Source organism: Nonomuraea sp. NPDC050394 (assembly GCF_044459065.1).
Lineage (GTDB): Bacteria > Actinomycetota > Actinomycetes > Streptosporangiales > Streptosporangiaceae > Nonomuraea.
In genome coordinates, this window is the sequence record NZ_JBITIO010000005.1 from 297,454 (window position 1) to 321,082 (window position 23,629).

At 69.9% G+C, this 23,629-nt stretch carries 21 protein-coding genes and 1 tRNA gene; 20 read left to right on the forward strand and 2 right to left on the reverse strand.

Translation table 11 applies throughout. The features are described from left to right. Positions 1-307 precede the first annotated feature (307 nt). The gene (locus tag ACIBKY_RS22290; RefSeq protein ID WP_397098919.1) at positions 308-1,366 is read left to right on the forward strand and encodes a glycoside hydrolase family 26 protein; all 1,059 of its coding nucleotides are present in this window, start codon (positions 308-310) and stop codon (positions 1,364-1,366) included. A gap of 3 nt (positions 1,367-1,369) precedes the next feature. Here ACIBKY_RS22290 and cysC read toward each other — a convergent pair whose 3' ends face one another. After that, positions 1,370-2,572, reverse strand: a complete 1,203-nt coding sequence (cysC, locus tag ACIBKY_RS22295; protein WP_397098920.1) for an adenylyl-sulfate kinase — start codon at positions 2,570-2,572, stop codon at positions 1,370-1,372. A gap of 102 nt (positions 2,573-2,674) precedes the next feature. Between cysC and ACIBKY_RS22300 the strand changes: the two genes are divergently transcribed. Next, on the forward strand, positions 2,675-3,163 hold the full coding sequence (locus ACIBKY_RS22300) for a SigE family RNA polymerase sigma factor (protein WP_397098922.1): 489 nt from the start codon (positions 2,675-2,677) through the stop codon (positions 3,161-3,163). Further along, positions 3,160-4,332: a hypothetical protein gene (locus tag ACIBKY_RS22305; protein ID WP_397098924.1), complete on the forward strand. Its 1,173-nt coding sequence runs from the start codon at positions 3,160-3,162 to the stop codon at positions 4,330-4,332. Before ACIBKY_RS22300 ends, ACIBKY_RS22305 begins: the two co-directional genes overlap by 4 nt. Here the strand turns inward: ACIBKY_RS22305 and ACIBKY_RS22310 are convergent. Continuing rightward, positions 4,325-5,041 carry a class I SAM-dependent methyltransferase gene (locus ACIBKY_RS22310; protein WP_397098926.1) on the reverse strand — a complete coding sequence of 239 codons (717 nt, stop codon included), beginning with the start codon at positions 5,039-5,041 and terminating at the stop codon, positions 4,325-4,327. The genes ACIBKY_RS22305 and ACIBKY_RS22310 overlap by 8 nt on opposite strands. A 611-nt stretch (positions 5,042-5,652) precedes the next feature. Between ACIBKY_RS22310 and ACIBKY_RS22315 the strand changes: the two genes are divergently transcribed. The 17 genes from ACIBKY_RS22315 (at position 5,653) to ACIBKY_RS22395 (ending at position 23,602) form a co-directional block, all read left to right on the forward strand. Then, the gene (locus tag ACIBKY_RS22315; RefSeq protein WP_397098928.1) at positions 5,653-6,279 is read left to right on the forward strand and encodes a GNAT family N-acetyltransferase; all 627 of its coding nucleotides are present in this window, start codon (positions 5,653-5,655) and stop codon (positions 6,277-6,279) included. Positions 6,280-7,017: 738 nt separating this feature from the next. Then, positions 7,018-10,506, forward strand: a complete 3,489-nt coding sequence (gene mfd / locus ACIBKY_RS22320; RefSeq protein WP_397098930.1) for a transcription-repair coupling factor — start codon at positions 7,018-7,020, stop codon at positions 10,504-10,506. Between the two features lie 27 nt (positions 10,507-10,533). Next, a complete protein-coding gene (locus ACIBKY_RS22325; RefSeq protein WP_397098932.1) occupies positions 10,534-11,157 on the forward strand; it encodes a SurA N-terminal domain-containing protein in 624 nt (207 codons plus the stop codon). A gap of 3 nt (positions 11,158-11,160) precedes the next feature. Continuing rightward, positions 11,161-12,093, forward strand: coding sequence for a MazG family protein (locus ACIBKY_RS22330; RefSeq protein ID WP_397098934.1), 933 nt, complete (start codon positions 11,161-11,163; stop codon positions 12,091-12,093). A gap of 86 nt (positions 12,094-12,179) precedes the next feature. Further along, on the forward strand, positions 12,180-14,069 hold the full coding sequence (locus ACIBKY_RS22335) for a WD40 repeat domain-containing serine/threonine protein kinase (RefSeq protein WP_397098936.1): 1,890 nt from the start codon (positions 12,180-12,182) through the stop codon (positions 14,067-14,069). A gap of 67 nt (positions 14,070-14,136) precedes the next feature. Next, a complete protein-coding gene (eno, locus tag ACIBKY_RS22340; RefSeq protein WP_397098938.1) occupies positions 14,137-15,414 on the forward strand; it encodes a phosphopyruvate hydratase in 1,278 nt (425 codons plus the stop codon). Between the two features lie 72 nt (positions 15,415-15,486). Next, on the forward strand, positions 15,487-15,918 hold the full coding sequence (locus ACIBKY_RS22345; protein WP_397098940.1) for a septum formation initiator family protein: 432 nt from the start codon (positions 15,487-15,489) through the stop codon (positions 15,916-15,918). Beyond that, positions 15,908-16,396, forward strand: coding sequence for a DUF501 domain-containing protein (locus ACIBKY_RS22350; protein WP_397098941.1), 489 nt, complete (start codon positions 15,908-15,910; stop codon positions 16,394-16,396). The genes ACIBKY_RS22345 and ACIBKY_RS22350 overlap by 11 nt, the downstream gene beginning before the upstream one ends. Further along, the gene (locus ACIBKY_RS22355; protein WP_397098943.1) at positions 16,393-17,328 is read left to right on the forward strand and encodes an exopolyphosphatase; all 936 of its coding nucleotides are present in this window, start codon (positions 16,393-16,395) and stop codon (positions 17,326-17,328) included. Before ACIBKY_RS22350 ends, ACIBKY_RS22355 begins: the two co-directional genes overlap by 4 nt. A 172-nt stretch (positions 17,329-17,500) precedes the next feature. Then, positions 17,501-18,664: a hypothetical protein gene (locus ACIBKY_RS22360; RefSeq protein WP_397098945.1), complete on the forward strand. Its 1,164-nt coding sequence runs from the start codon at positions 17,501-17,503 to the stop codon at positions 18,662-18,664. A gap of 114 nt (positions 18,665-18,778) precedes the next feature. Next, positions 18,779-19,108 carry a PadR family transcriptional regulator gene (locus ACIBKY_RS22365; protein WP_379637640.1) on the forward strand — a complete coding sequence of 110 codons (330 nt, stop codon included), beginning with the start codon at positions 18,779-18,781 and terminating at the stop codon, positions 19,106-19,108. After that, a complete protein-coding gene (locus tag ACIBKY_RS22370) occupies positions 19,105-20,085 on the forward strand; it encodes a hypothetical protein (protein ID WP_397098947.1) in 981 nt (326 codons plus the stop codon). The genes ACIBKY_RS22365 and ACIBKY_RS22370 overlap by 4 nt, the downstream gene beginning before the upstream one ends. Before the next feature lie 40 nt (positions 20,086-20,125). After that, positions 20,126-20,920, forward strand: coding sequence for a uracil-DNA glycosylase (locus ACIBKY_RS22375; protein ID WP_397098949.1), 795 nt, complete (start codon positions 20,126-20,128; stop codon positions 20,918-20,920). Between the two features lie 95 nt (positions 20,921-21,015). Then, the gene (locus ACIBKY_RS22380; protein WP_397098951.1) at positions 21,016-22,332 is read left to right on the forward strand and encodes an NAD(P)/FAD-dependent oxidoreductase; all 1,317 of its coding nucleotides are present in this window, start codon (positions 21,016-21,018) and stop codon (positions 22,330-22,332) included. A gap of 26 nt (positions 22,333-22,358) precedes the next feature. Continuing rightward, entirely contained in the window at positions 22,359-22,871 is a 513-nt protein-coding gene (locus ACIBKY_RS22385; protein ID WP_379610776.1) for a glycine cleavage system protein R, read from the forward strand. Positions 22,872-22,955: 84 nt separating this feature from the next. Beyond that, the gene (def, locus tag ACIBKY_RS22390; protein ID WP_397098953.1) at positions 22,956-23,480 is read left to right on the forward strand and encodes a peptide deformylase; all 525 of its coding nucleotides are present in this window, start codon (positions 22,956-22,958) and stop codon (positions 23,478-23,480) included. A 49-nt stretch (positions 23,481-23,529) separates the two neighbouring features. After that, positions 23,530-23,602: transfer RNA gene (locus tag ACIBKY_RS22395), tRNA-Leu, on the forward strand. The last annotated feature ends 27 nt before the right edge of the window (positions 23,603-23,629 follow it).

The following is a 23,629-nucleotide window of genomic DNA, read 5'->3' on the forward strand; positions in this document are numbered from 1 at the left end:
CGGAAATGTCCCAAGATAATAGGGAAATGCCACTCAAAATCGGGCGAAAGGAATTGGCGGCGGAGTGGATTCCGCGGTGACTGATCGGCGCTCTCGGCAAGCTCGGTTCCCCGAGTGTACCTGCGATTTCCCGCGCATCGAACCACCTCGACAGTGGGGAACCGGGAAGGTGGCACTGGCTGAAAGTGTCGGCCGGCCGTGGCAAAGTTGCAACGTTGTTTTACCCCGGGGTGGGGGTCCCGGGAGGAAGGACAAAGGGGTCGACGTGTTTCAACGGGGAATTCTCATTAAAAGCCGAAAAATCGGGATGAGGGTGCTGCTTATCGGCGCCCTCCTGCCGGTCGCGGCCTGCGGCGGCGCCGAGGGCGTCCGCGATCCGGGCACCGGCGACGCCGCCCGGGTCAACGGACGGCTGGGCATCGGGAGGTCGCCCGCCTGCGCGGTCACGGCCAAGCTCATCCCGTCGTGCGGCGCCTGGTGGGGCATGGCGCCCGAGATCTTCACCGGGCTGCCGGTCGGCAGGGCCGTACACAAAGCGGAAGAGCGGATGGGCGCGACCGCCGACATCGTGCACGTCTACCACCGGGGGAAGGAGCTGTTTCCCACGGACAAGGAGGTCGAGCTCGCCCGAGACCCCCTCAAACCGCGCATGCTGCTCATCAACTGGAAGCCCTCGTTCGAGCACACGTGGGCCGAGATCGCCGACGGCGCGCTCGACCGCAGGATCGACCGCCTGGCGGCGCACGTCCGCGACACGTTCCCCGAGCGCTTCTTCCTCACGGTCCACCACGAACCGGAGAACGACGTCGTGCCCTCCGCGGGCTCCGGCATGCAGGCGGCCGACTACGCCGCGATGTACCGGCACGTGGTGCTCCGGCTGCGGGAGAAGGGCGTGAAGAACGCCATCACCGTCATGACCTACATGGGCGCGCCCAACTGGGCGGCCAAGTCCTGGTTCCAGAACCTGTACCCGGGTGACGACGTCGTCGACTGGGTCGCCATGGACCCCTACGCCGACGACAACGTCCGCGACCTGGCCGGACTGGTCAACAAGACCCGCAAGGACTACCCCGGCTGGCCGGGCTTCTACCGGTGGATGCAGTGGCGCTTCCCCGGCAAGCCCATCATGGTCGCCGAATGGGGCGTCTTCGAGCGCTGGAGCGACCGCGCGTTCAAACGTGCCTTCTACGAGTCGGTCCGGGCCCAGATCAAGCACTATCCGCAGATCAGGGCGCTGGTCTACTTCGACTCCCCGAAGGCGCCGCGCGGCGACACGCGCTTCGACACCACCCCTGAGGGCCGCCGAGCCTTCACCGACCTGGCCCGCGACCCCTACTTCCGTTCCACCCGGGTCCCGCGCCCCTGAACGTCAGCGGATCCAGCGCCCGGCGCGCATGGTGTCCAGCACCCGCGACACCGCCGCCTCGATCGAGAGGTGCGTGGTGTCGATCGTGAGGTCGGCGTCCTCGGGCTCCTCATACGGATCGGAGACGCCGGTGAACGACGGGATGGCGCCGGAGCGGGCCTTGGCGTACAGGCCCTTGCGGTCGCGCCGCTCGCACTCCTCCAGCGGGGTGGCCACGTGGACCAGCAGGAAGTCCGCCCCGACCCCCTCCACCATGGCCCGCACCTCGTCCCGGGTCCGTGCGTAGGGGGCGATCGGGGCGCAGATGGCCAGGCCGCCGTGCCGCGCGGTCTCGGCGGCGACGAAGCCGATGCGCCGGATGTTGAGGTCGCGGTCCTCCTTGGAGAACGTCAGTCCCTTCGACAGCAGGTGCCGCACCACGTCCCCGTCGAGGTAGGTGATCGTCCTGCCGCCCTCTTCGAGCAGGGCGTCGCGCAGCCCGCGGGCGATCGTGGACTTCCCCGAACCGGACAGACCAGTGAAGAACACCACCAGCCCGCGCCGGTGCGGCGGTCCGGGGATCTTCACGGGTTCCGGGCCGGCCAGGTGCTCGGTGGCTCCGTAGGCGGCGGCGACGTGCTCGCGTAGTTCGAGGTCGAGCTCGGGTTCCTCGCGCGGCGCGAGTGGCACGGGGACGACGAGGGTGTCCTCGGGGAGCTGGTTCTTGGCCTTGAGTGCGGCTCGCACGACGGCCGGGCCGGCTTCGCCGTACGCGAGAGGAAGAAGGAGGATGCGCGCGCCGAGCTCCTTGGCGGTGGCGACGACCTCACCGAGGTCGTCGAGAGGGCCGCGCATCGTGACCGCGAGCGTCTCGCGCCCGCCCAGCTCGGCGCGGACCTGCTCAGGGGTACGGCGCAGCCGCGCGAACGGCCCGTGCTCCGGCGGGTTGAGGCTCCTGAGCGGCCCGGTGGCGCCCTGCCCGGTCACGGTGACCACGGCCAGCGGCAGGCCTTCCGGGTCGAGAAGGGTGACCTCGTCGCCGGGTCCGGCCTGCTCGGGCAGGTGGAGCGCCACCGGCGCCGGCCAGGGCGTACCGTCGGCCAAGGTGCCGCGCTCCTCGACGGAGTGCAGGTCGTCGTGCCCGAGGAAGCCCTTGAGCGGCTCGAAGGCCCCCGACAGGAGAAGCTCGAGATCGGCGAGTTCGCGCTCGTCTGGGGTGAACTCCACGTATTCCATCCCAAGTGAATCGGTAGGAAGGAACTCTAGCGTGCGGCAGGCATAGCGGGACGGTGCATGCGGCGTCTCAGGGGTGACCCATTGGAGGTGAACGTGGACGAACCAGCCTTCCGCGAGTTCGTCGCGGCACGGTCTCCAGCCCTGATGCGGCTGGCGTTCCTGCTGACCGGCGGTGACCAGCACGCGGCGGAGGACCTGGTGCAGATCGCGCTGTCCAAACTCGCGGGGAAATGGCGGCGCGTGAGCACGCCCGAGGCATATGTACGCCAGATCATGTACCGCCAGCAGGTGAGCTGGTGGCGCGCGGCCGGACGGCGACCGGAGGTGGTGCGCCCGGAGGTGCCCGACCTGGCGGAAGCGGACGCCACCCACCAGAGCGAACTGCGCATGGTCTTACGCGGCGCGCTGGCCAGGCTGACCCCGCGGCAGCGGACGGTCGTGGTGCTGCGCTACTTCGAGGACCTGCCCGACCACGAGGTGGCCAAGGTGCTGGGCTGCTCGGTCGGGACCGTGCGGAGCACCGCACACCGATCGCTCGCCAAGTTGCGGGAGCTCTTCCCGGAGCTGGAGGTAGTGGGATGACGAATAAGTTGCGCGAGGTGATGGGCGAGTGGGCCGACGAGGTCCAGGTGCCGCACGACCTGGCCGACCGGGCGCTACGGCGGCGTGCCCGGCGACCCTGGGTCTACGGCGCGCTGGCGGTGGGGGTCGCGGCGGCGCTGGCCGTGGTGGCGATGATCGTGCCGGGAGAGGGAGACATCGTGATCAAGCCCGCGACCGAGGTGACGTTGCCCGCCAGGCCGTCACCGGCGCCGACGGACGTGCGGACGGACGTGGACAACGTCCCGCCCAGGAACATGATCGCGGCGGGGAACTACGCGATCTCCTCATACTTCGTGTACACGACGGAGAAACTGGGCGGCCGTTGGGAGCGGCGCCGCCATACCTGGTGGCTGCTGAACCCCCGGACCGGCACCTATGAGAAGACCCCCTACGCGTGGCTGGACGTGGCGCCCGGCCTGCAGGTGGCCGCCGTGCTCGAAGGCGAGGTGATGGGGCGCAGGATCGGCATACTCGACCTGAACACCGGGCAGTTCCTGACCTGGATCGAGCTGGACCAGGACGTCATCGGCCTGAAGTGGTCACCCGACGGCACGAAGCTGCTGGCCACCGCCTACACCGAGTACCCCATGCGCTGGAAGCGGATTGACCCCAACACCACAACGGAGGAACCGACGACCCGCACCGGCTTCTACGTCGTGGACGTGCCGACGAAAAGGGTGGCGTTCCGCCCCATGCCCATCGACAGGAACATCCTCCCCAACGGCTCGCAGAATTTCTCCTGGAGCCAGGACGGCACGCTGGTCTGGGAGGGCCGCGGCGGCCAGCCGAACCGTGTGTACTTCACCCTCGACGGACGTCCGCACGAGGCGCCCCAGGAGGAGTACTCCAGCGGAGGCGTCACTGCGCTGTCGCCCAACGGCGCCCTGCTGCTCGGCGACGCCGGCCTGCCCACCTCGATCACCGACAAGGCGACCGGCCGCGTCGTCGGCAGGCAGCGGGCGCTGCAACTCCACGCATGGGCCGACGACGAGAGCGTCCTTGGCCTGCGATGCGCGGGCGAATGTGACAACGAGTTTCATTCGGCGCTGACGCTGATGGGCGTGGACGGCTCGATGAAGCAGCAGCTCAGCGGCTACAAGGACGAGACGAAGGAGGACCCCTGGGTCTGGGTGCTGACGCCTAGATGAGCCGGGCGAAGTGGTTCTGGGGCTTGCGGATGACCATCGTCACCTCGTCGTGAGCGGACGGGAGGCGGCCGCGCGTGAGTTTGTCCACGAGCGCGACGGCCGCGCTCCCGATCCGCCCCATGGCGGGGCCGGTGGTCGCCGTCTGATCGTCGGTGATCATCAGGCCGCGGGTGAGGCAGAAGGCGTGCATGCCGTCGCGCGAGGTGATCGGCTCGTACACCGCCGGCAGCGGCCCCGGAGTGCCCTCGGCGACCAGCCGCTTCCAGAGCAGCGAACGCAGCCACGACGGAACGGCCCGATCGCACCACCCGTAGGCGGAACGCCGATCGCGCATCCTGAGCAGCACCAGCCCGCCCGGCCGCAGGGCCTGGAGCATGCGGTCGAGAACCAGCTCGGCATGCTGGATCCGCTCCAGCAGAAACGTCAGCTGGATCACGTCGAACGACCGCGGCGGCATCGGCACCGACCGCATGTCACCCAGCGCCCACGAGGCCAGGTCCTGCCGCCCCTCGACGACCGCCCGGACAGCCGGCAGCTCCTCATCGACCCCCGTGACCCTGGTCTCCATGCGCTCCAGAAGGAGCGGCTCGTCACGCGCGCACCCGGCGATGAGAATGTCGAGCCGCCGCCCCAACTGCTCGGTCCACTGCTCGCGGATCCGCTGACCAAACAGGTCGCCCCGCAGAGCGACCGCACGCACCTCTGACATGTCACCAACAGTAATCACTCGATCGCTCTTAGTTGCGCATTTCTCCTCTCTTCCCAGCCCCCTTTCCCCCACGACCCCCGTTCGCCCGCTTCCACCACCCCTGCACGCAACCTCCCGCCCACTGCCTCCCGTCCTGCGCCAAAGCTCCCGCGCGGTGCCCGACCGCGCCTCCGCCACCCGTCCGCCTCGCGCCGCGTCTTTGCTCAAGCCGGTCCGTTGTGGCAGGGCGCCTTGGTTCCCCTCGCGTCTCGTTCCACGCCCATCCGTTACGGCAAGCCGCCCCCACGCCCCCCGCCGCCATGGGCGCGCCTCCGTGCAAGGTCGCCCGGCAGCCGGACAAACGCGCCGCCGCGACGACGCCTGTTTCACCACCCGCGCGGAAACCACGAACTGGGAGCGCGCGGAAGCCGTGCACCGGGACCGAGCGGAAGCCGTGAACCGGAGGCCAGCAGAAGCCGTGCACCGGGACCGAGCAGAAGCCGTGAACCGGAGGCCAGCAGAAGCCGTGAACCGGGACCGAGCAGAAGCCGTGAACCTGACCTGAGCGGAAGCTGTGAATCGGGACCGACTCGTAACGCGGCAAGTAGGGATAAATCTGGTGAAATGTCGGAGTGGAGACGCTGAAGGACCTCCTTGACGGCGTGGCGGCCGGACAACTGCCCGCTCCCGACGGAGCCGTGGACCTCCTCCCGCAACCCACCACCCGAGACCTGGGCATCATCGCCTTCACCGCCCACACCGTGGTCTTCGCCGACCTTCACCCCATCTGGCTGCGCGCCCGCCTGCCGGAAGGCGACCTGTCGGCGCCGCTGAACCCGCCCTTCCTTCGCGCCCTGGAACGCAAGACAGGCCGCCGCGTGGACGGCCTGGACATGCTCCTCCTCGCCCAGCCCCTGCCCGGCCCCCCGGCGGCCGCCCTGGCCGAGGTCACCAGCCGCGCCCACCCGAGGGTCGCGCGAGCCCACCGCCACCGCGACGGCGTACGCGCGTGGGGCTGCCAGGGGGGCCTCCTCGTCCTGGGCCGAGGCGTGGCGGGCCGCTGGGAGGCCGCCGTGGAGATCGCCCCCGAACACCGGGGCAGAGGCCTGGGCCGCACCTTGGCCACCGCCGCCCGCCACCTGACCCCGGAACCCGTCTGGGCCCAGGTCGCCCCGGGCAACGCCGCCAGCGTCCGCGCCTTCCTCGCCGCCGGCTTCCTCCCCATGGGCTCAGAAGCCCTCCTCCCCCCACCCGACTAACCCCCACCCGACCTAACCCCAACCCCGAACCCCCAACCCCAACCCCCAACCCCGAACCCCCGAACCCCAACCCCCAACCCCCAACCCCGAACCCCCGAACCCCAACCCCCAACCCCGAACCCCGAACCCCGAACCCCAACCCCCAACCTCAAGCGGTCCGCCACTTTGCCCGCCTGCCGTTCGGGTTCATCCGCTGATCTCTCGCGGTGACCTGCCAAGCGGGGTTGCCACCGGGAGCTGGCTGCCTGGGCACGACGCGCCACCTGGATGCGGGGCGGCGCGGGTGGTGAACGGGCGCCGTTACGGCGGTGCGTATGTCCGACTGCCGGGCGACCTTGCACGGACGTTTCGCCCGCGTCGGTGGGAGGCGGTGGTGTGGCGCAGCCGTAAGGGATGGGCCGGACGCGAGGAAGCGCGGCGGGGCAGGAGCAGACCACGGGATGTGCAGTCGGCGAGGAGAAGGGGAGGCAAGGGAGGCAAGGGACGGGGAGATGAGGGGACGAGAGGGCGGGAGGAGGGGACGAGAGGGCGGGAGGCGGGGACCGGGGGGAGGGAGGCGGGGACCGGGGGGAGGGGCAGGAGCCACAGCGAAGAAGACAGGACCCACAGCGAAGAGGAGATGGGGCGGGGAGGGGATTGGGGGCGGACAGTAGGGTGGGGGTGACCCCCGCGACCGATGCAGGCCGGGGGTAGTCGTGTTGCCCCGGGCTGGGGTGATCATGTTGCGTGGGGCTGTGGATGAGTCTTTCCGGACTGCTTGACCTTGTTGCCGCCGATCCCAAGTTGACCGCCGCTCTCGAGGAGGGTGGCGATGTCGCGCTGGTCGCGCCCGCGGCCATGCGCCCGTTCGGGGTGGCCGCGCTGGTCGGCCATGACCAGCGGACGGTGCTGGCCGTCACCGCGACCGGGCGTGAAGCCGAGGACCTGGCGGCGGCGCTGACGAGCCTGATCGAGCCCGGCACCGTCGCCGTCTTCCCCGCCTGGGAGACGCTGCCGCACGAACGGCTCTCGCCGCGCAGCGACACCGTCGGCCAGCGGCTGGCGGTGCTCAGGAGGCTGGCGCATCCGGTGAGCGGTGACGTCTCGGCCGGGCCGCTCAGCGTGATCGTGGCGCCGGTGCGCGCGCTTCTGCAGCCCATCGTGAAGGGGCTCGGCGATCTGGAGCCGATCCGGCTGCGGGCGGGTGACGACGCCGATCTCGACGACGTGGTGGACCGGCTGGTCACCAACGGCTACCACCGCGTGGACATGGTGGAGCGGCGCGGTGAGGTGGCGGTTCGTGGCGGGCTGCTGGACGTGTTCCCGCCTACGGAGGAGCATCCGCTGCGGCTGGAGTTCTGGGGCGACACGGTCGAGGAGATCCGCTGGTTCAAGGTGGCCGACCAGCGTTCGCTGGAGGCGGCGGAGGACGGGTTGTTCGCGCCGCCGTGCCGGGAGCTGCTGCTGACGCCGGAGGTGCGTGAGCGGGCCAGGGCGCTGGGGGAGGAGCATCCTTCGCTGGCGGAGGTGCTCGACCAGCTGGCCGAGGGGCTGCCGGTGGAGGGGATGGAGGCGTTCGCGCCGGTGCTGGCGGGGGAGATGGACCTGCTGGTCGATCATCTTCCGGCGCGGTCGGCGGTGTTCGTGTGTGATCCGGAGCGGATTCGCGGGCGGGCAGAGGAGCTCGTCCGGACTTCTCAGGAGTTTCTCGAAGCGTCGTGGATCAACGCGGCGGCCGGTGGCGAGGCGCCCATCGATCTCGGCGCCGCGGCCTTCAGGACGCTTGACGACGTGCGCGGGCACGCCGACGCGCTGGGGCAGCCGTGGTGGACGCTGGCGCCGTTCGGATCCGGGGTGGAGCTGGACGCGCACGACTCCGAGGCGTATCGGGGCGACACCGCGCGGGCGCTGGCCGACATCAAGGGCTGGCTGGCGGAGGACAAGGCGGTCGTGCTGCTGAGCGAGGGCATGGGCTCGGCCGAGCGCATGGTCGAACTGCTCAAGGGCGTGGACGTTCCCGCCCGTCTGCAGAAGTATCTGGACAAGGCGCCGGAGCCCAAGGTCGTCCACGTCACCACCGGCCTCATCGAGCACGGCTTCGTCACCAAGGACCTCGCCGTCCTCACCCACCTCGACCTCGTCGGGCAGAAGGCCTCCACCAAGGACATGCGCCGCCTGCCCAGCCGCCGGCGCAACATGGTCGACCCGCTCCAGCTCAAGGTCGGCGACCACGTGGTGCACGAGCAGCACGGCGTCGGCCGCTACGTCGAGATGGTCCAGCGCACGGTCCAGGGCGCGACCAGGGAGTATCTGGTCATCGAGTACGCCAAGGGCGACCGCCTCTACGTGCCCACCGACCAGCTCGACGAGGTCACCAGGTACGTGGGCGGCGAGGCCCCCACGCTCAACCGCATGGGCGGCGCCGACTGGAACAAGGCCAAGGCCAAGGCCAAGAAGGCCGTCAAGGAGATCGCCGGCGAGCTGATCAGGCTCTACAGCGCCCGCATGGCCAGCCCGGGCCACGCCTTCGCCGCCGACTCGCCGTGGCAGCGCGAGATGGAGGACGCCTTCCCGTATGCCGAGACGGGCGACCAGCTTGAGGCCATCGACGAGGTCAAGCGCGACATGGAGCGCGGCGTCCCCATGGACCGCCTCATCTGCGGCGACGTCGGCTACGGCAAGACCGAGATCGCGGTGCGCGCGGCCTTCAAGGCGGTGCAGGACGGCAAGCAGGTCGCGGTGCTGGTGCCCACGACGCTGCTGGTGCAGCAGCACATGTCGACGTTCACCGAGCGGTTCTCCAGCTTCCCCGTCTCGCTCAAGCCGGTCTCCCGCTTCCAGACCGACGGCGAGGTCAAGGGCACGCTGGAGGGGTTGCGCTCGGGCGCGGTGGACATCGTCATCGGCACCCACCGCCTGCTCAGCCCCGAGGTGCGCTTCAAGGACCTCGGCCTGATCATCATCGACGAGGAGCAGCGCTTCGGCGTCGAGCACAAAGAGGCCATGAAGCACCTGCGCACGCAGGTGGACGTGCTGGCGATGTCGGCCACGCCGATCCCGCGCACGCTGGAGATGGGCCTGACCGGCATCCGTGAGATGTCCACGATCCTCACCCCGCCGGAGGAACGGCACCCGATCCTCACCTTCGTCGGCCCCTACGACGAGAAGCAGCTCACCGCCGCGATCCGCCGCGAGCTCATGCGCGACGGCCAGATCTTCTTCGTGCACAACCGGGTGGCCTCCATCAACCGGGTGGCCGCGCGCGTCAAGGAGCTCGTGCCCGAGGCGCGCGTCGCGGTCGCGCACGGCCAGATGAACGAGCACCAGCTTGAGAAGATCATGGTGGGTTTCTGGGAGCGCGAGTACGACGTGCTCGTGTGCACCACGATCGTCGAGTCCGGACTCGACGTGCCCAACGCCAACACGCTCATCGTCGACCGGGCGGACAACTACGGCCTGTCCCAGCTCCACCAGCTACGCGGACGCGTGGGCCGGGGCCGAGAACGCGGCTACGCCTACTTCCTGTATCCGCCGGAGAAGCCGCTGACCGAGACCGCGCACGAGCGCCTGGCCACGATCGCCCAGCACACCGAGATGGGCGCCGGCATGTATGTCGCGATGAAGGACCTGGAGATCCGCGGCGCGGGCAACGTGCTGGGGGCCGAGCAGTCGGGGTTCATCGCCGGGGTGGGCTTCGATCTCTATGTCCGGTTGATGGCGGAAGCCGTACAGGAGCAGAAGGCGAAGCTGTCGGGGCAGCAGGTCGTGCAGGAGCAGCACGACGTGAAGGTCGAGCTGCCGATCAACGCGCACATCCCGCACGACTACGTCACCTCGGAGCGGCTGCGGCTGGAGGCCTACAAGCGGATCGCCGCGATCGCCTCCGACCTCGGCATCGACGAGGTGCGCGCCGAGCTCACCGACCGGTACGGCAAGCCGCCCGTGCAGGTCGAGAACCTCCTGGCGGTGGCACGTTTCCGGCTCAGGGCCCGCCAGGCGGGGCTCACGGACGTGACGCTGCAGGGGCAGAACATCAAGTTCGGCCCGGTCGTGCTGAAGGAGTCGCAGCAGGTCCGCCTGGACCGGTTGTACAAGAGCGCCATCTACAAGCAGGCGGCGGAGACGCTCCTGGTGCCGATGCCGAAGACCAAGCCGGTGGGCGGGCAGCCGCTTCGCGACCTCGACCTGCTCAAATGGTGCGGGGATCTGGTCGAGGCGATGTTCCTGGAGCCCGCACGGGTAAGCTAGCGCCGGTTTTTGTCGGAAAGGATGCACGTGAAGTCGATTCGAGTGGCCGTGGCCGCCGCCGCGGTGGGTGTCGCGCTGACCGCCTGCTCCAGCCCGGTCGAGGCGGGCGCCGCCGCCGTCGTCGGTGGGGAACGCATCGCGGCGAAGGACCTCAACTCCGAGGTCCAGCAGTATGAGAAGGCGCTGACCGCGGCGCGGCTGGACGCGAGCGCGCTCCAGGTGCCGCTCAACCAGTTCGTCCTGTTCCGGATGACGAACGAGGTGGTGTACCGCCAGCTCGCGCAGAGGTACAAGGTCCAGGTGAGCGAGTCGGAGATCGACACCGCGCTGAAGGACCCGGGCCAGCAGCAGACTCCGGCGATGAACCTGCTGTCGAAGGGCGTGCCTCCGGGCGATGCCCGCGACTACCTGCGCGGCGAGCTGTCGATCCAGAAGATCCTCCAGCAGCTCGGCGGCGCCCAGAACCAGCAGGCGATCGAGAAGCTCCGCTCGGAGTTCACGACCGTCAAGGTCACCTACAGCCCGCGCTACGGCCAGCTGAACACGCAGCCGACGCAGGAGAACCCGTCGATGTTCGTCGACACGGGCCGCTTCGGCAAGCTCACGCCCACCCAGCAGCCCCAGCAGCAGCAACAGCAGCCGCAGGGCTGAGCGATGCCGCTCATCGTCGTCACCACCTCGCCCAGGGTCGCCCCCGGCCTGCTCAGCCACCAGGCGTGGCAGGCGCTGCGCTCGGGCGAGGTGCTGACCGCCTCGGCCGCCCACCCGCAGTTGCCCTACCTCGCCGAGGCGGGCGTCGAGGTCACGGTCAGCCCGCAGAATCCGGCCGAGCTGGTACGGCGGGCCGTGGGCGCCACGCTCGTCTGGCTGGCCATGGACGACGAGGAATTCCTGCGCGCGGCCGGGCACGCCGCCCTGGCGCTGGACGAGCCGCCGGTGATCGAGATCGTGCCCGGCTCCTACGACCTGCCGGGAGCCCGGGTGCTCGACCTGGTCGGTGTGATGGACCGGCTGCGGGTCGAATGCCCCTGGGATCGCAAGCAGACGCACGAGACGCTGGTGCCGTATCTGCTGGAGGAGGCGTACGAGGTCCTGGAGACGATCGAGCACGGCGACTACCCGGCGCTGCGCGAGGAGCTCGGGGACCTGCTGCTGCAGGTGGTCTTCCACGCGCGGGTGGCCGAGTCGTTCGACATCGACGACGTCGCGGAGGGCATCGTCGAGAAGCTGGTCAGGCGGCACCCGCACGTGTTCGGCGGCGTCAGGGCGGAGACCGCCGACGAGGTGAACGACAACTGGGAGGCCATCAAGGCCGCCGAGCGGGCCGAGAAGGGCACCGAGTCGATCCTGGACGGCGTGCCGATGGGCCAGCCGTCGCTGTCGCTGGCCGCCCAGCTCGTCCGGCGGGCCGAACGGTCCGGCGCCCCCGAGGCGCTGGCGCAGGCGGTGGGCCAGGGGGTGGCCCGCGAGCTGTTCGACCTGGTGCGCCGGGCCCAGGAGGCCGGCCTCGACCCGGAGGCGGAGCTGCGCGCGGCGGCCCGCGACTACCGCGAGCGCGTGCGCAACTGGGAGTCCCGCGCCACCTGAGCACCACATGATCCGAAGCAACCCGAGTGGCGGGATATGTCGGGAGATGTCAGGATCGTCCGGGGGCTTTACAGGGGGAGTGACGAATGGCTGAGGTGCGCCGCCTGAGATCGGGCGAACCTCGTGAAGTGGCGGGATACCGCCTGGTCGGCGTGCTCGGCGACGGCGGGCAGGGCTCGGTGTACCTGGGGGAGGACGCCGAGCGGGGCCAGGTCGCGGTGAAGGTGCTGCACGCCCGGCTGGTCAACGACCGCCGGGCCGTACGCCGCTTCCTGGCCGAGGCGCAGACCGCGGAGAAGGTCGCCGGGCATGGCACGGCCCGGATCATCGAGGCCGGGGTCCTGGACGACCGGCCGTACCTGATCAGCGAGTTCGTGGACGGCCCGTCGCTCCAGCAGTACGTGGCCCAGAACGGGCCGATGAGCGGCGCGGCGCTCACGGGGCTGGCCACCGCCACCGCGCGGTCGCTGGCCGCCATCCACGAGGCCCAGATCGTGCACCGCGACTTCAAGCCGAACAACGTGCTCATGGGTCCCGACGGGCCGCGGGTGATCGACTTCGGCGTCGCGCGTACTCCCGAGTCGGCCACGACCGCCACCAGCTCCGTCGTCGGCACGCCCGGCTACATGGCGCCCGAGCAGATCTCCGGCGAGAGCGTGACGCCGGCCTCGGACATGTTCGCCTGGGCCTCCACCATGGCCTACGCCGCCACCGGCACGTCGTTGTTCGGCGGCGACTCGATCCCGGCGGTCATGCACCGCATTCTCAACGCCTCTCCCGACCTGTCGGGCATCGAGGAGCCGCTGCGCTCGGTGCTCACCTCATGCCTGGCGAAGGTCCCCGCCCACCGGCCCGGCGCGGCCCAGGTGCTCACGACCCTGACCAGGCGCGCGGAGGAGACCAGGCCCGTGCTACGGCGGGTCAGGCGGCGCAGGCGGCGCATGGCGGCGGCGGGCCTGGTCCTCGTGGTGATGTTCGGCGGCGCGATCGGGCTGACGATACGCGGCGGCGGGGTGACCGCGGGCGACGACGGAGCGGGCTCCTCGGCGGACATTGGCCAGCGCATGACGGCGTTCGGCGACCTCGAGAACCAGATCTCCAAGATCGCGCTCGGTTCCCTGGGCGACGGGAGCCTGGTGGCCGCGGCCAACGAGAGCAGCAAGCGCATCGAGCTGTGGGACCCCAACGGCGGCGAGATCATCAACTCCGTCCCGATGGGCGCCGGGGACGTCGGCTCGCTGGCCTTCACCAAGATCGGCACCAGGCAGGCCGTCGTGTGGTCGGCGGCCGACGGAGCGGTCCGCGTGTGGCAGCCTCGGCGGGGCAACGCCGTGGAGACGATCAAGGCGTGCAGGGGCAGGGGACGGGCGGCGATGTCCGTCGTGCCCTCGCAGAAGGGCGCCGCCGCGTACGTGAGCTGCGCCGACGGCCGCATGCAGGCCTGGGACCTGGCCAGCGGCAAGCAGTCGAGCCTGTGGCGGGTGGGCCAGTCGGTCCACGACGTGGCCTGGGCGGGCGCGGGCACGAACGTGTTCGCGGTCATGAGCAAGGGAATCCTGCAGCGCATCGACCCGTGGAGCAGCACCAAGGTCCAGCCCGGGGCGGTCGTCGAGTCGGGGTCGCCCGCCTCCGGCGTCGAGGCGGCCGACGGGCTGGTCGCGGTCCGCGTCGAGGGGGTCGGCGTGAAGATCTACGACCAGGAGGGGCAGCGGCAGCGGTGCACCGTGAAGATCCCTTCCAAGAGGACTTCCCCGGCCGTGCCCATCGACGACTTCGCGCTGACCAAGGGCGCGCTGGTCACCGGCATCGACGGGCTGAGCGTCTGGGATCCGCGCACCTGCAGGCGGGTCAGGGACCTGCCCGCGTCGAGCGGGCGCGCCACCGCCCTGGCGATCGGTCAGTTCAACGGCAGGAAGTCCGTCGTGGTGGCCAAACCTGACGAGGAGATGGCGGTTTGGGACCTTGTGGGGTGGTAGCCGTACCGGCTGGTAGACCTCGATAGGCTCTGGGAGCGAACTGCCCTTCGACTCTAGGAGCTTTGACGTGGCTACCATCGAGGTCGTCTACGCCCGCGAGATCCTCGACTCTCGTGGTAACCCCACCGTTGAGGTCGAGGTGGTGCTCGACGACGGCAGCACCGGCCGCGCGGCGGTGCCCAGCGGCGCGTCCACCGGCCAGTTCGAGGCCGTCGAGCTGCGTGACGGCGGCGAGCGTTACCTCGGCAAGGGCGTCGAGAAGGCCGTGCTCGCGGTCACCGACGAGATCTTCGACGAGGTGCACGGCGTCGAGGCCGAGGACCAGCGGATCATCGACCAGATCATGATCGACCTGGACGGCACGCCCAACAAGTCCAAGCTGGGCGCCAACGCCATCCTGGGCGTCTCGCTGGCCGTGGCCAAGGCCGCCGCCGACAGCGCCGAGCTGCCGCTCTTCCGCTACGTGGGCGGCCCCAACGCGCACGTGCTGCCCGTCCCGATGATGAACATCCTCAACGGCGGCGCCCACGCCGACACCAACGTGGACATCCAGGAGTTCATGATCGCCCCGATCGGCGCGTCGAGCTTCAAAGAGGCCGTGCGCATGGGCACCGAGGTCTACCACGCGCTCAAGGGCGTGCTGAAGGAGAAGGGCTACGCCACCGGCCTGGGCGACGAGGGCGGCTTCGCCCCCAACCTGCCCTCCAACCGCGACGCGCTCGACCTCATCCTGGTCGCCATCGAGAAGGCCGGCTACACGCCGGGCGAGGACATCGGGCTGGCGCTCGACGTGGCCGCCTCCGAGTTCCACAAGGACGGCGTCTACACCATCGACGGCAAGGGCCTGTCGGCTGCCGAGCTGATCGCCTTCTACGAGGACCTGGTCGCCGGCTACCCGCTGGTCTCCATCGAGGACCCGCTGAACGAGGAGGACTGGGAGGGCTGGAAGGCCATCACCACCGCTCTCGGCGACAAGGTGCAGCTCGTCGGCGACGACCTGTTCGTGACCAACCCCGAGCGCCTGGAGCGCGGCATCCGCGAGGGCTCGGCCAACGCGCTGCTGGTCAAGGTCAACCAGATCGGCACCCTGTCCGAGACCCTCGACGCGGTCGACCTGGCCCACCGCAACGGCTACAAGTGCATGATGAGCCACCGCTCCGGCGAGACCGAGGACACCACCATCGCCGACCTCGCCGTCGCCGTGAACTGCGGCCAGATCAAGACCGGCGCGCCCGCCCGCTCCGACCGGGTCGCCAAGTACAACCAGCTGCTGCGCATCGAGGAACTCCTCGACGACGCCGCCCGTTACGCGGGTCGCGCGGCGTTCCCGCGCTTCCAGCGCTAGTTTCGGGTACGGCCGGCGTCCACGGCGGACGCCGGCCGTACCGGCACGGCCCGACAGCCCGGGAGGGACGCATTGGCGAAGAGACCGCAGCTGACCGGACGGGCCGCCATCCTCGCGGTGGTGGTGTGCGCGATCGCGATGAGCCTGGCCTATCCGGTGCGCGAGTACGTCGCGAACCGGCGCAACATCGCCGAGCTTGAGGAACAGAAGGCCCGGGTCGAGGCCGAGCGGCAGGCGCTGGCCGAGGAGTCCAGGCGGATCAGCGACCCCAACTGGGCCAAGCGCACCGCCAAGGAGCGGCTGCACTACTGCGGCCCCGGCGAGAAGTGCTACGTGGTGACGCGGCCGGACGCGCGCCCGCAGAAGGTGGCGGCGCAGGAGCAGGCGGACCTGCCGCCGTGGTACCAGACGTTGTGGGAGTCCATCGAGGCTGCCGACACCGGCAAGGGGCAGAAGGCGCCCACCGGGGAGAAGACCATTAGGGATCATCAGAGTGGAAAGTAGCGACATCGACGCGGTCACCCGGCAGCTCGGCCGCCCGCCGAGGGGCGTGCGCTCGGTGGCGCACCGCTGTCCCTGCGGCAACCCCGACGTGGTGGAGACCGCGCCGCGGCTGCCCGACGGCACGCCGTTCCCCACGCTCTACTACCTGACCTGCCCCAAGGCGACCTCTGCCATCGGCACGCTCGAAGGCTCCGGCCTGATGCGCGAGATGCAGGCGAGGCTGGCGGATGACCCCGAGCTGGCGGCCGCCTACCAGGCCGCCCACGAGGACTACATCGCCCGGCGTGACAAGGCCGCCGAGGACGAGGACATGGAGCCGCTGCCGCGCGACATGCAGAGCACGGGCGGGATGCCGCTGCGGGTCAAGTGCCTGCACGCGCTGGTGGCGCACGAGCTGGCGGTGCCGGGCGGCAACCCGTTCGGCGAAGAGGCGCTCGGCGCGCTCGGCGAGTGGTGGAAGGACGGCCCGTGCGTATGAGCACGCGCGTGGCCGCCGTCGACTGCGGCACCAACTCGGTGCGCCTGCTGATCGCCGACGTGGCCGGAGACTCGCTGCGCGAGCTCGAACGGCTGATGGAGATCGTCCGCCTGGGCGAGGACGTCGACCGGACCGGCCGGCTGGCGCCGCAGGCGCTGCGGCGCACGTTCACCGCCATGCGCCGCTACCGCGAGCTGATCGACCACCACGCCGCCGAGGAGACGCGGGTGGTGGCCACGAGCGCCACGCGGGACGCGGCCAACCGGCAGGAGTTCGCCGAGGGCGTGCGCGAGATCTTCGGCGTCGATCCCGAGGTGGTCTCCGGGGACGAGGAGGCCACGCTCTCCTTCACCGGCGCGACCAGGGGCCTGGCCGGGCTCTCGCCGGAGGCGGGGGCGAGCCCGCCGTACCTGGTGCTGGACATCGGGGGCGGCTCGACGGAGTTCGTGGTGGGCGATGACCGGGTCGAGGGGGCGATCTCGGTCGACGTCGGCAGCGTACGGCTGACCGAGCGTTACGTCAGGAACGATCCGCCGACGGCCGCCGAACTCGAATCCGCGGTGGCCGATATCGAGGCGGCACTGGATCGGGTGACGGAATCTGTACCGGTTCAGAAGGCGCGGACTTTGGTCGGCCTCGCGGGTTCGGTGACAACGCTCGCCGGTATGGCTTTCGACCTGCCGACATATGACTCGGATAAAATTCACCACTCCCGGATTTCCGCCGGACAGGTTCACGAAGTAACCCGCAGACTTCTTTCGATGACGCATGGTGATCGTCTTGCCGTGCCGGTGATGCACCCCGGCAGGGCCGACGTCATCGGGGTCGGCGCGCTGATACTGGATCGTGTCCTGAGGCGGTTCGCATTTTCGCAGGTCATCGTCTCAGAGCACGACATCCTCGACGGAATTGCGTGGTCGGTCGCCCGATAAGGTCGCGAAATCGGTACGTTACCGGGCTTGATTCGTATTGTGACTGCAATCTGATCTGTGCTTAAGTAAGGAAGCTTTACGGGGGCTTTGCCATATTGTCGTGCGCAGATAGTGACGACGTGGCGACCGTTCCCGAGCGCATCTAGTTCCTCACGGAATGGAGCACTCTCAGATGAAGTCCACTGTGTTGGCGCGGAGGGTGGCGGCGCTCGGCGCCACCACCGCCGTGCTGGCCGCCATGGTGTCGGGTCTTATGGCCACCCCGGCATCCGCGGCCTCGACCGCGTCGGCGAGCAAGGCCACCACGGCCGGCGCCAAGGTGACCTCCTCCAAGGCCAAGGTGTCGGTTTCGACGCCCAAGGCCAACCCTCGTTCCTACGAGGGTGCCTGTCCTGTTCAGGTCGATGTCACGTCCCGTATCAAGGTTTCCTCGCCCAAGGCCACCAAGGTCTCGTACCGGTGGCTGCACGGCGACGGCTCCAAGAGCGGCGTGAAGACCGTCAAGGTCGGCAAGGGCACCAAGTACATCAACGTCAAGACGAGCATCGACTTCGACGAGGATGTCCGGGGCTGGGAAGCCCTCCAGGTCCTGAGCCCGCGGAAGGTGACGTCCCGCAAGGGTTACTTCGACGTCAACTGCCACAAGGGCCCGGTCCGTACTGACAAGGACCCGCAGGTCTGGGCGCGCGCTTGGGCGAGCCCCGACAGCTACGTCGGTTCCTGCACCCCCGGCGACAAGATCGACTTTGTTGGCCTGATCAGGGTTTCCGACCCGACCTGGGTCCGTTACCGCTGGGTCCTCAACGGTCACGTCGTCGACTACGGCAAGATCAAGGTCTGGGACGCCCGCAAGGTCTACTTCGGCTTCTCGCCGAAGTACAGCCACCGCGGCTCCGCCGTTCTGGAGATCCTCGGCCCGGACCACACGTCCTCCAACCGCGCCTACTACAAGGTGTGGTGCAAGGACGAGGCTCCGGCGGTGAAGGTCTCCGCCTCGAACGTCTCCGCGGTCACCAACCAGACCGCCTGCAGGGTCGACGCTTCCGGCACCGTCAGCTCCACCGGCCGTGCCCGCGTCGAGTACTCGTGGTCGGTCAACGGCAGCACCGTTCACCGTGGCACCGCCTACTTCGGCTACCACGGCGGTTCTGAGCGGGTCTCCCTGCCGGACCACGCCCTGACGGGTGCCGCGCGCGACGGTGGCGTCATCACGTTGTCGGTCTCCGGGCCGAACAACAGCGACTCCTCCGCCGACCGCTACGTGGGCTGCCTGTCGACGCCGGCTCCGACGCCGACGCCCACGGACAGCAAGACCCCTGAGGCTCCCAAGCTCTGATCGCTGAGCGCGAACCGGGAGAACCAGGATTGATCTGAGGCCGGGCGGCGCCCATCGTGGCGCCGCCCGGTTTCTTGTTGCCACTATTACGCATTGCACAGTAGTGTGCATCGCGTGGATAACAGCCAGCTCCTCAAGGGCGTGCTGGACCTGGCGGTGCTCGCCGTGCTCGGCGAGCGCGACGGATACGGCTACGACGTCGTGCGCAGGCTCAGGGACGCCGGGCTCGACGAGGTCGGCGACGCCTCCGTATACGGCACGCTGCGCCGCCTGTTCAAGGCCGGCGCGCTCAACTCCTACGTGGTCGCCTCGGACGAGGGCCCGCACCGCAAGTACTACGGGCTGAACGAGGTCGGCCGCGACATGTACGCGGCGCAGGCCAAGACCTGGACCACCTTCTCCGCCACGATGGCGAACCTGCTCACGGAGGGGAGCGCACGATGACCCCGGCCCAGTACGCGCAAGCCGTACGCGAGGCTCTGGCCGATCACCCCGATCGGGACGAGCTCCTCGAAGACCTCGACGACCACCTCGCGGAGATCGCGGAGGAGTCGGAACTGCCGCTCGAAGAGCGGCTCGGCCCGCCCGGGGCCTACGCGGAGGAGCTCGTGGCCGCCTACGGGGGCCGCCCACAGAGCCCGCGCGAGCGTCGCAGGCTCGCCCTCGCGCTGGCGTGGCTGCGCCGCCAGTCGGCCTACCAGGAGGTCGCCGCCTTCATGCCGCAGTTGCGGCCGGGGTGGTGGGTCCTGCGCGGCTACGCGGCCGCCATGGGCGCGGTCTCGGTGATCGGGCCCGTCCGGCTCGTGCCGGGCGCCCCGGTGGACCTCCTGCTGGTGATCGGGGCGATCCTCGGCTCCATCTGGTACGGCAGGCACGCCTCCGGCCGGGTCCAGCGCGGCTTCACCATCGCGGCCAACGCCCTGGTCGCCATCGTGATCCTGGGCGGCCTGGCGACCGCGTCGACCTGGGGCGCGCGGGACGAGCACGTGGCCTACACGATGAACGGGCCGGTGGCGATGGAGCCCGCCGCGTTCGGCGACACCGTCTACAACATCAAGCCCTACGCCAAGGACGGCACCCCGCTGTCCGACGTCCTGCTCTACGACCAGGACGGCCAGCCGATCACCACCAGCCCGGACCGCTTCGGCTACCGCGTGGACCGCAGTTGCGGCGAGCCGGTGCTCAACCGCTTCCCGCTGCCGCTGATCGAGGAGGACCCGGAGATCCAGTTCGACGGGGACAGCGGCCAGGCCGCGGGATCGCCGACGACGCGCCCGTGCGCGTCCTTCAGGACCCCCGAGCCGGGCGCGACCGCGTCGGAGGCGCCGCGCCCCTCGGAGGAGCCGTCGGAGTCCGCCAAGGGAGAGCCGAGCCCGTCAGAACCGCCCACGAGCACGCCCAGCCCCTCCAGGAGCCGCTGAAGGCCCGCCCGATCGCCGGTGATCGGGCACCATCGGTGTCATGAGCTTCGTACCTCCTGGCACCGGCTGGCCCGGCGACCCGGCCACGGCCGAGACGCCGGTCGCCCGCGATCCCGCGGACGTGCGCCGCCTCGCCGCCACCAGCGGCACCCTCACGGAGCTCGCCGCCAGGCAGTCGGTCTGCCGCGCGTGCCCCCGTCTGGTGGCCTGGCGGGAGGAAGTCGCCGAGGTGCGGCGGCGCGCGTTCGCGACCGAGACGTACTGGGGGCGCCCGATCGCCGGGTGGGGCTCGGCCGAGCCGCGCGTGCTGCTGGTAGGGCTGGCGCCTGCGGCACACGGGGGCAACAGGACGGGGCGCATCTTCACGGGGGACCGCAGCGGCGACTGGTTGTTCGCCTCGCTGTATCGGGTGGGGCTGGCCGTACGGGAGACCAGCACGCACGCGGGCGACGGGCAGGAGCTCATCGGCGCGCGGATGATGGCGGCGGTGCGCTGCGCCCCGCCGGAGAACAAGCCGACGACCGGGGAGCGGGACGCCTGCCTCCCCTGGCTGGCCCGAGAGATGGCGTTGTGCGCGCCGAGCGTGCGGGTCGTGGTGGCGCTGGGAGGGTTCGCCTGGCAGGCGATGTGGCCGGCGTTGCGCGAGGCCGGATACGTGCTGCCGCGCCCCCGGCCGGCGTTCGGGCACGGCGTCGAGGTGAAGGTCTCATATGGCGAGACGCCGGTCACGCTGCTCGGAACTTATCACCCCAGCCAGCAGAACACTTTCACCGGCAGGGTCACCGCGGAAATGCTGGACGACGTCTTCGCCAGGGCCCGCGAACTGTCGGTGTGACGCGTGCCATGTCCAGGGGATTGGCGTTTTCCCGAGCCGTCGGCGTAAGCTTGTGAATGCTTTCACAAGCATTCCACGAGGGATGGGGCTTCAAGATGAACAAGCACATCTTGATTGTCGGCGGCGGATACGTCGGCCTGTACACCGCGCTTCGGCTGCAGCGCAAGTTCCGCAGGGAGCTGCGCGACGGCAGCGTGCGCGTCTCGATCATCGACCCCAACTCCTACATGACCTACCAGCCGTTCCTCCCCGAGGCCGCCGCGGGCAACCTCTCGCCCCGGCACGTGGTCGCCCCGCTGCGGCGGGTGCTGCCCAAGGTGCGCATACTCAACGGGCGCGTCACCAAGGTCGACCACGGCGAGCGCACCGTCACCTTCCAGCCTCCGGAGGGCGCGCCCCGCGAGATCGCCTACGACGTCATCGTCATGGCCGCGGGCTCGATCTCGCGTACGCTCCCGATCCCCGGCCTGACCGACATCGGCATCGGCTTCAAGACCGTCGGCGAGGCCATCGCGCTGCGCAACCGCGTCCTGCACCTGCTGGACGTGGCCGAGTCGAGCGAGGACCCCGAGGTACGCCGCCGGGCGCTCACCTTCGTCGTGGTCGGCGCCGGCTTCGCCGGAGTGGAGGCCCTGGCCGAGCTGGAGGACATGGCCAAGCACTCGACCCGCTACTACCGCAACATCAAGGCCGCCGACATCCGCTGGGTGCTCGTCGAGGCGACCGCCCGGGTGCTGCCCGAGGTCGGCCCCGAGATGGGCAAGTGGACGCTGGAGCAGCTGCGCGAGCGCGGCATCGAGGTGAAGCTGGAGACGCGCCTGGAATCCTGCGTGGACGGCCACGTGGTGCTCTCGGACGGCACCGAGTTCGACGCCGAGACGCTCGTGTGGACGGCCGGCGTCAAGCCCAGCCCGATCGTGGCCGAAGGCGGCCTCCCGGTCGACGAGCGCGGCCGGATCAAGGCCACCACGATGCTCACGGTCGCCGGCGTCCGTGACGCCTTCGCCGCCGGTGACTCCGCCGGCGTGCCCGACGTGACCAACCCGGGCGAGTACTGCGCGCCCAACGCCCAGCACGCGGTCCGCCAGGCCAAGGTCCTGGCCGACAACGTCGTGCGCAGCCTGCGCGGGCAGGAACTGGTCGAATACCGCCACAAGTACGTCGGATCGGTCGCCGGACTCGGCCTTCACCAGGGTGTCGCCAACGTCTATGGGGTCAAGCTTCGCGGATTCCCTGCATGGTTCATGCACCGCACCTACCATCTGTCCCGGGTGCCCACGCTGAACCGCAAGGTCCGCGTCGTCGTCGACTGGACTCTCGCGCTCTTCTTCAAGCGCGAGACGATCTCGCTGGGCGAGATGGAGCACCCGCGTGACGGGTTCAGGGCCGCGGTGGCGACCATGCGCCGCTAAGGCGTGATCGAGAAGGAGATCCTGGGTTGGGGCTCTCAGCGGTGACCGTGCTCGGCGTCGACAGGCCCGGCGTGATCGCGGCGGTGTCAGGGGCGCTCGCCGAGTGCGGTGCGAACATCCAGGACTCCACGATGACCCTCCTGGGCGGTCACGTGGCGATGATGCTGCTCGTCTCGGGGGAGCTCGACACGAGGGAGCTGACCCGTCACCTGTCGCAGCCCGAGCTGGTGGTGACGGTCTCGGCGGTCGAGGCCAGGCGCGACTTCGGCTGCCCCGGCACCGGCATCGGCTACGTCCTGACCGTCCACGGCCCCGACCGGCCGGGCATCATCTCGGCCGTCAGCGCCGTGCTCGCCTCGGTCGGCGGCAACATCACCGGCATGAGCACCCGCCTCACGGGCCGCCTCTACGTGCTCATCGCCGACGTCGACCTGCCCGCCGAGGTGGACGTGGCCGGGCTCATGCGCCGCCTGGCCGCCGTGGGCTCGGGGCTCGACTCGGAGATCACCTTCCGTCCCATGGAACCGGATCTGCTGTGAAGACGGGGATTCCAGCGCCGCCCACCCACCACTGGAGGCCACAGTGCCGGTCCGTGCCGCGTTTCCGACCCGCCGGGGTGTGTGGTGATCGTCGGCGAGGGTGCGGTCAGGGAGATCCTGCGGGCGCCGCACCCGTCCTTGTCGCGTACGGCGGAGCCGGTCGAACCGGCCGATCCCGCCGTGCTGAACGCGGCCGGAGACCTGCTGGCCACGCTCCGTAAGGAGCCTTCCGGCGCCGGACTGGCCGCCCCGCAGATCGGGCTCTCCTGGCGCATCATCGCCTTCGACGCCCGCCGCCACCCGCGCAGCCGTTCGGCCGCGGGCGAGACCGTTCTGGTCAATCCGAGGCTGACCGAGGCTTCCCGATGGGAGGACGGCCGCGAGGGCTGCGCCTCGATAGCGGGTCTGACCGGCGACGTTTCCCGCGCGACCCGCATCGTCGTCGAGGGCGTCCTGCCGGGTTCGGGGGAGTTCGTCACCATCGAAGCCGATGCCTTCGAAGCCCGGTGTATTCAGCACCAACTGGACCATCTGGACGGTCTGCTGTTCCTGGACAGAGTGCCCGGAGTGCTATCACTTCACCGCAGACCTCACAGTTGTGACGCCTGATACAAAGTTGTGCTCCTCGGAGGCATGGTCCCTTTCGTATGATTGCGGCGCCCCCGTAGCCCAATGGCAGAGGCAAACCCCTTAAAAGGGTTGTAGTGCGGGTTCGAATCCCGCCGGGGGCACCGCCCATTTCCAGCCTCTGACCTGCA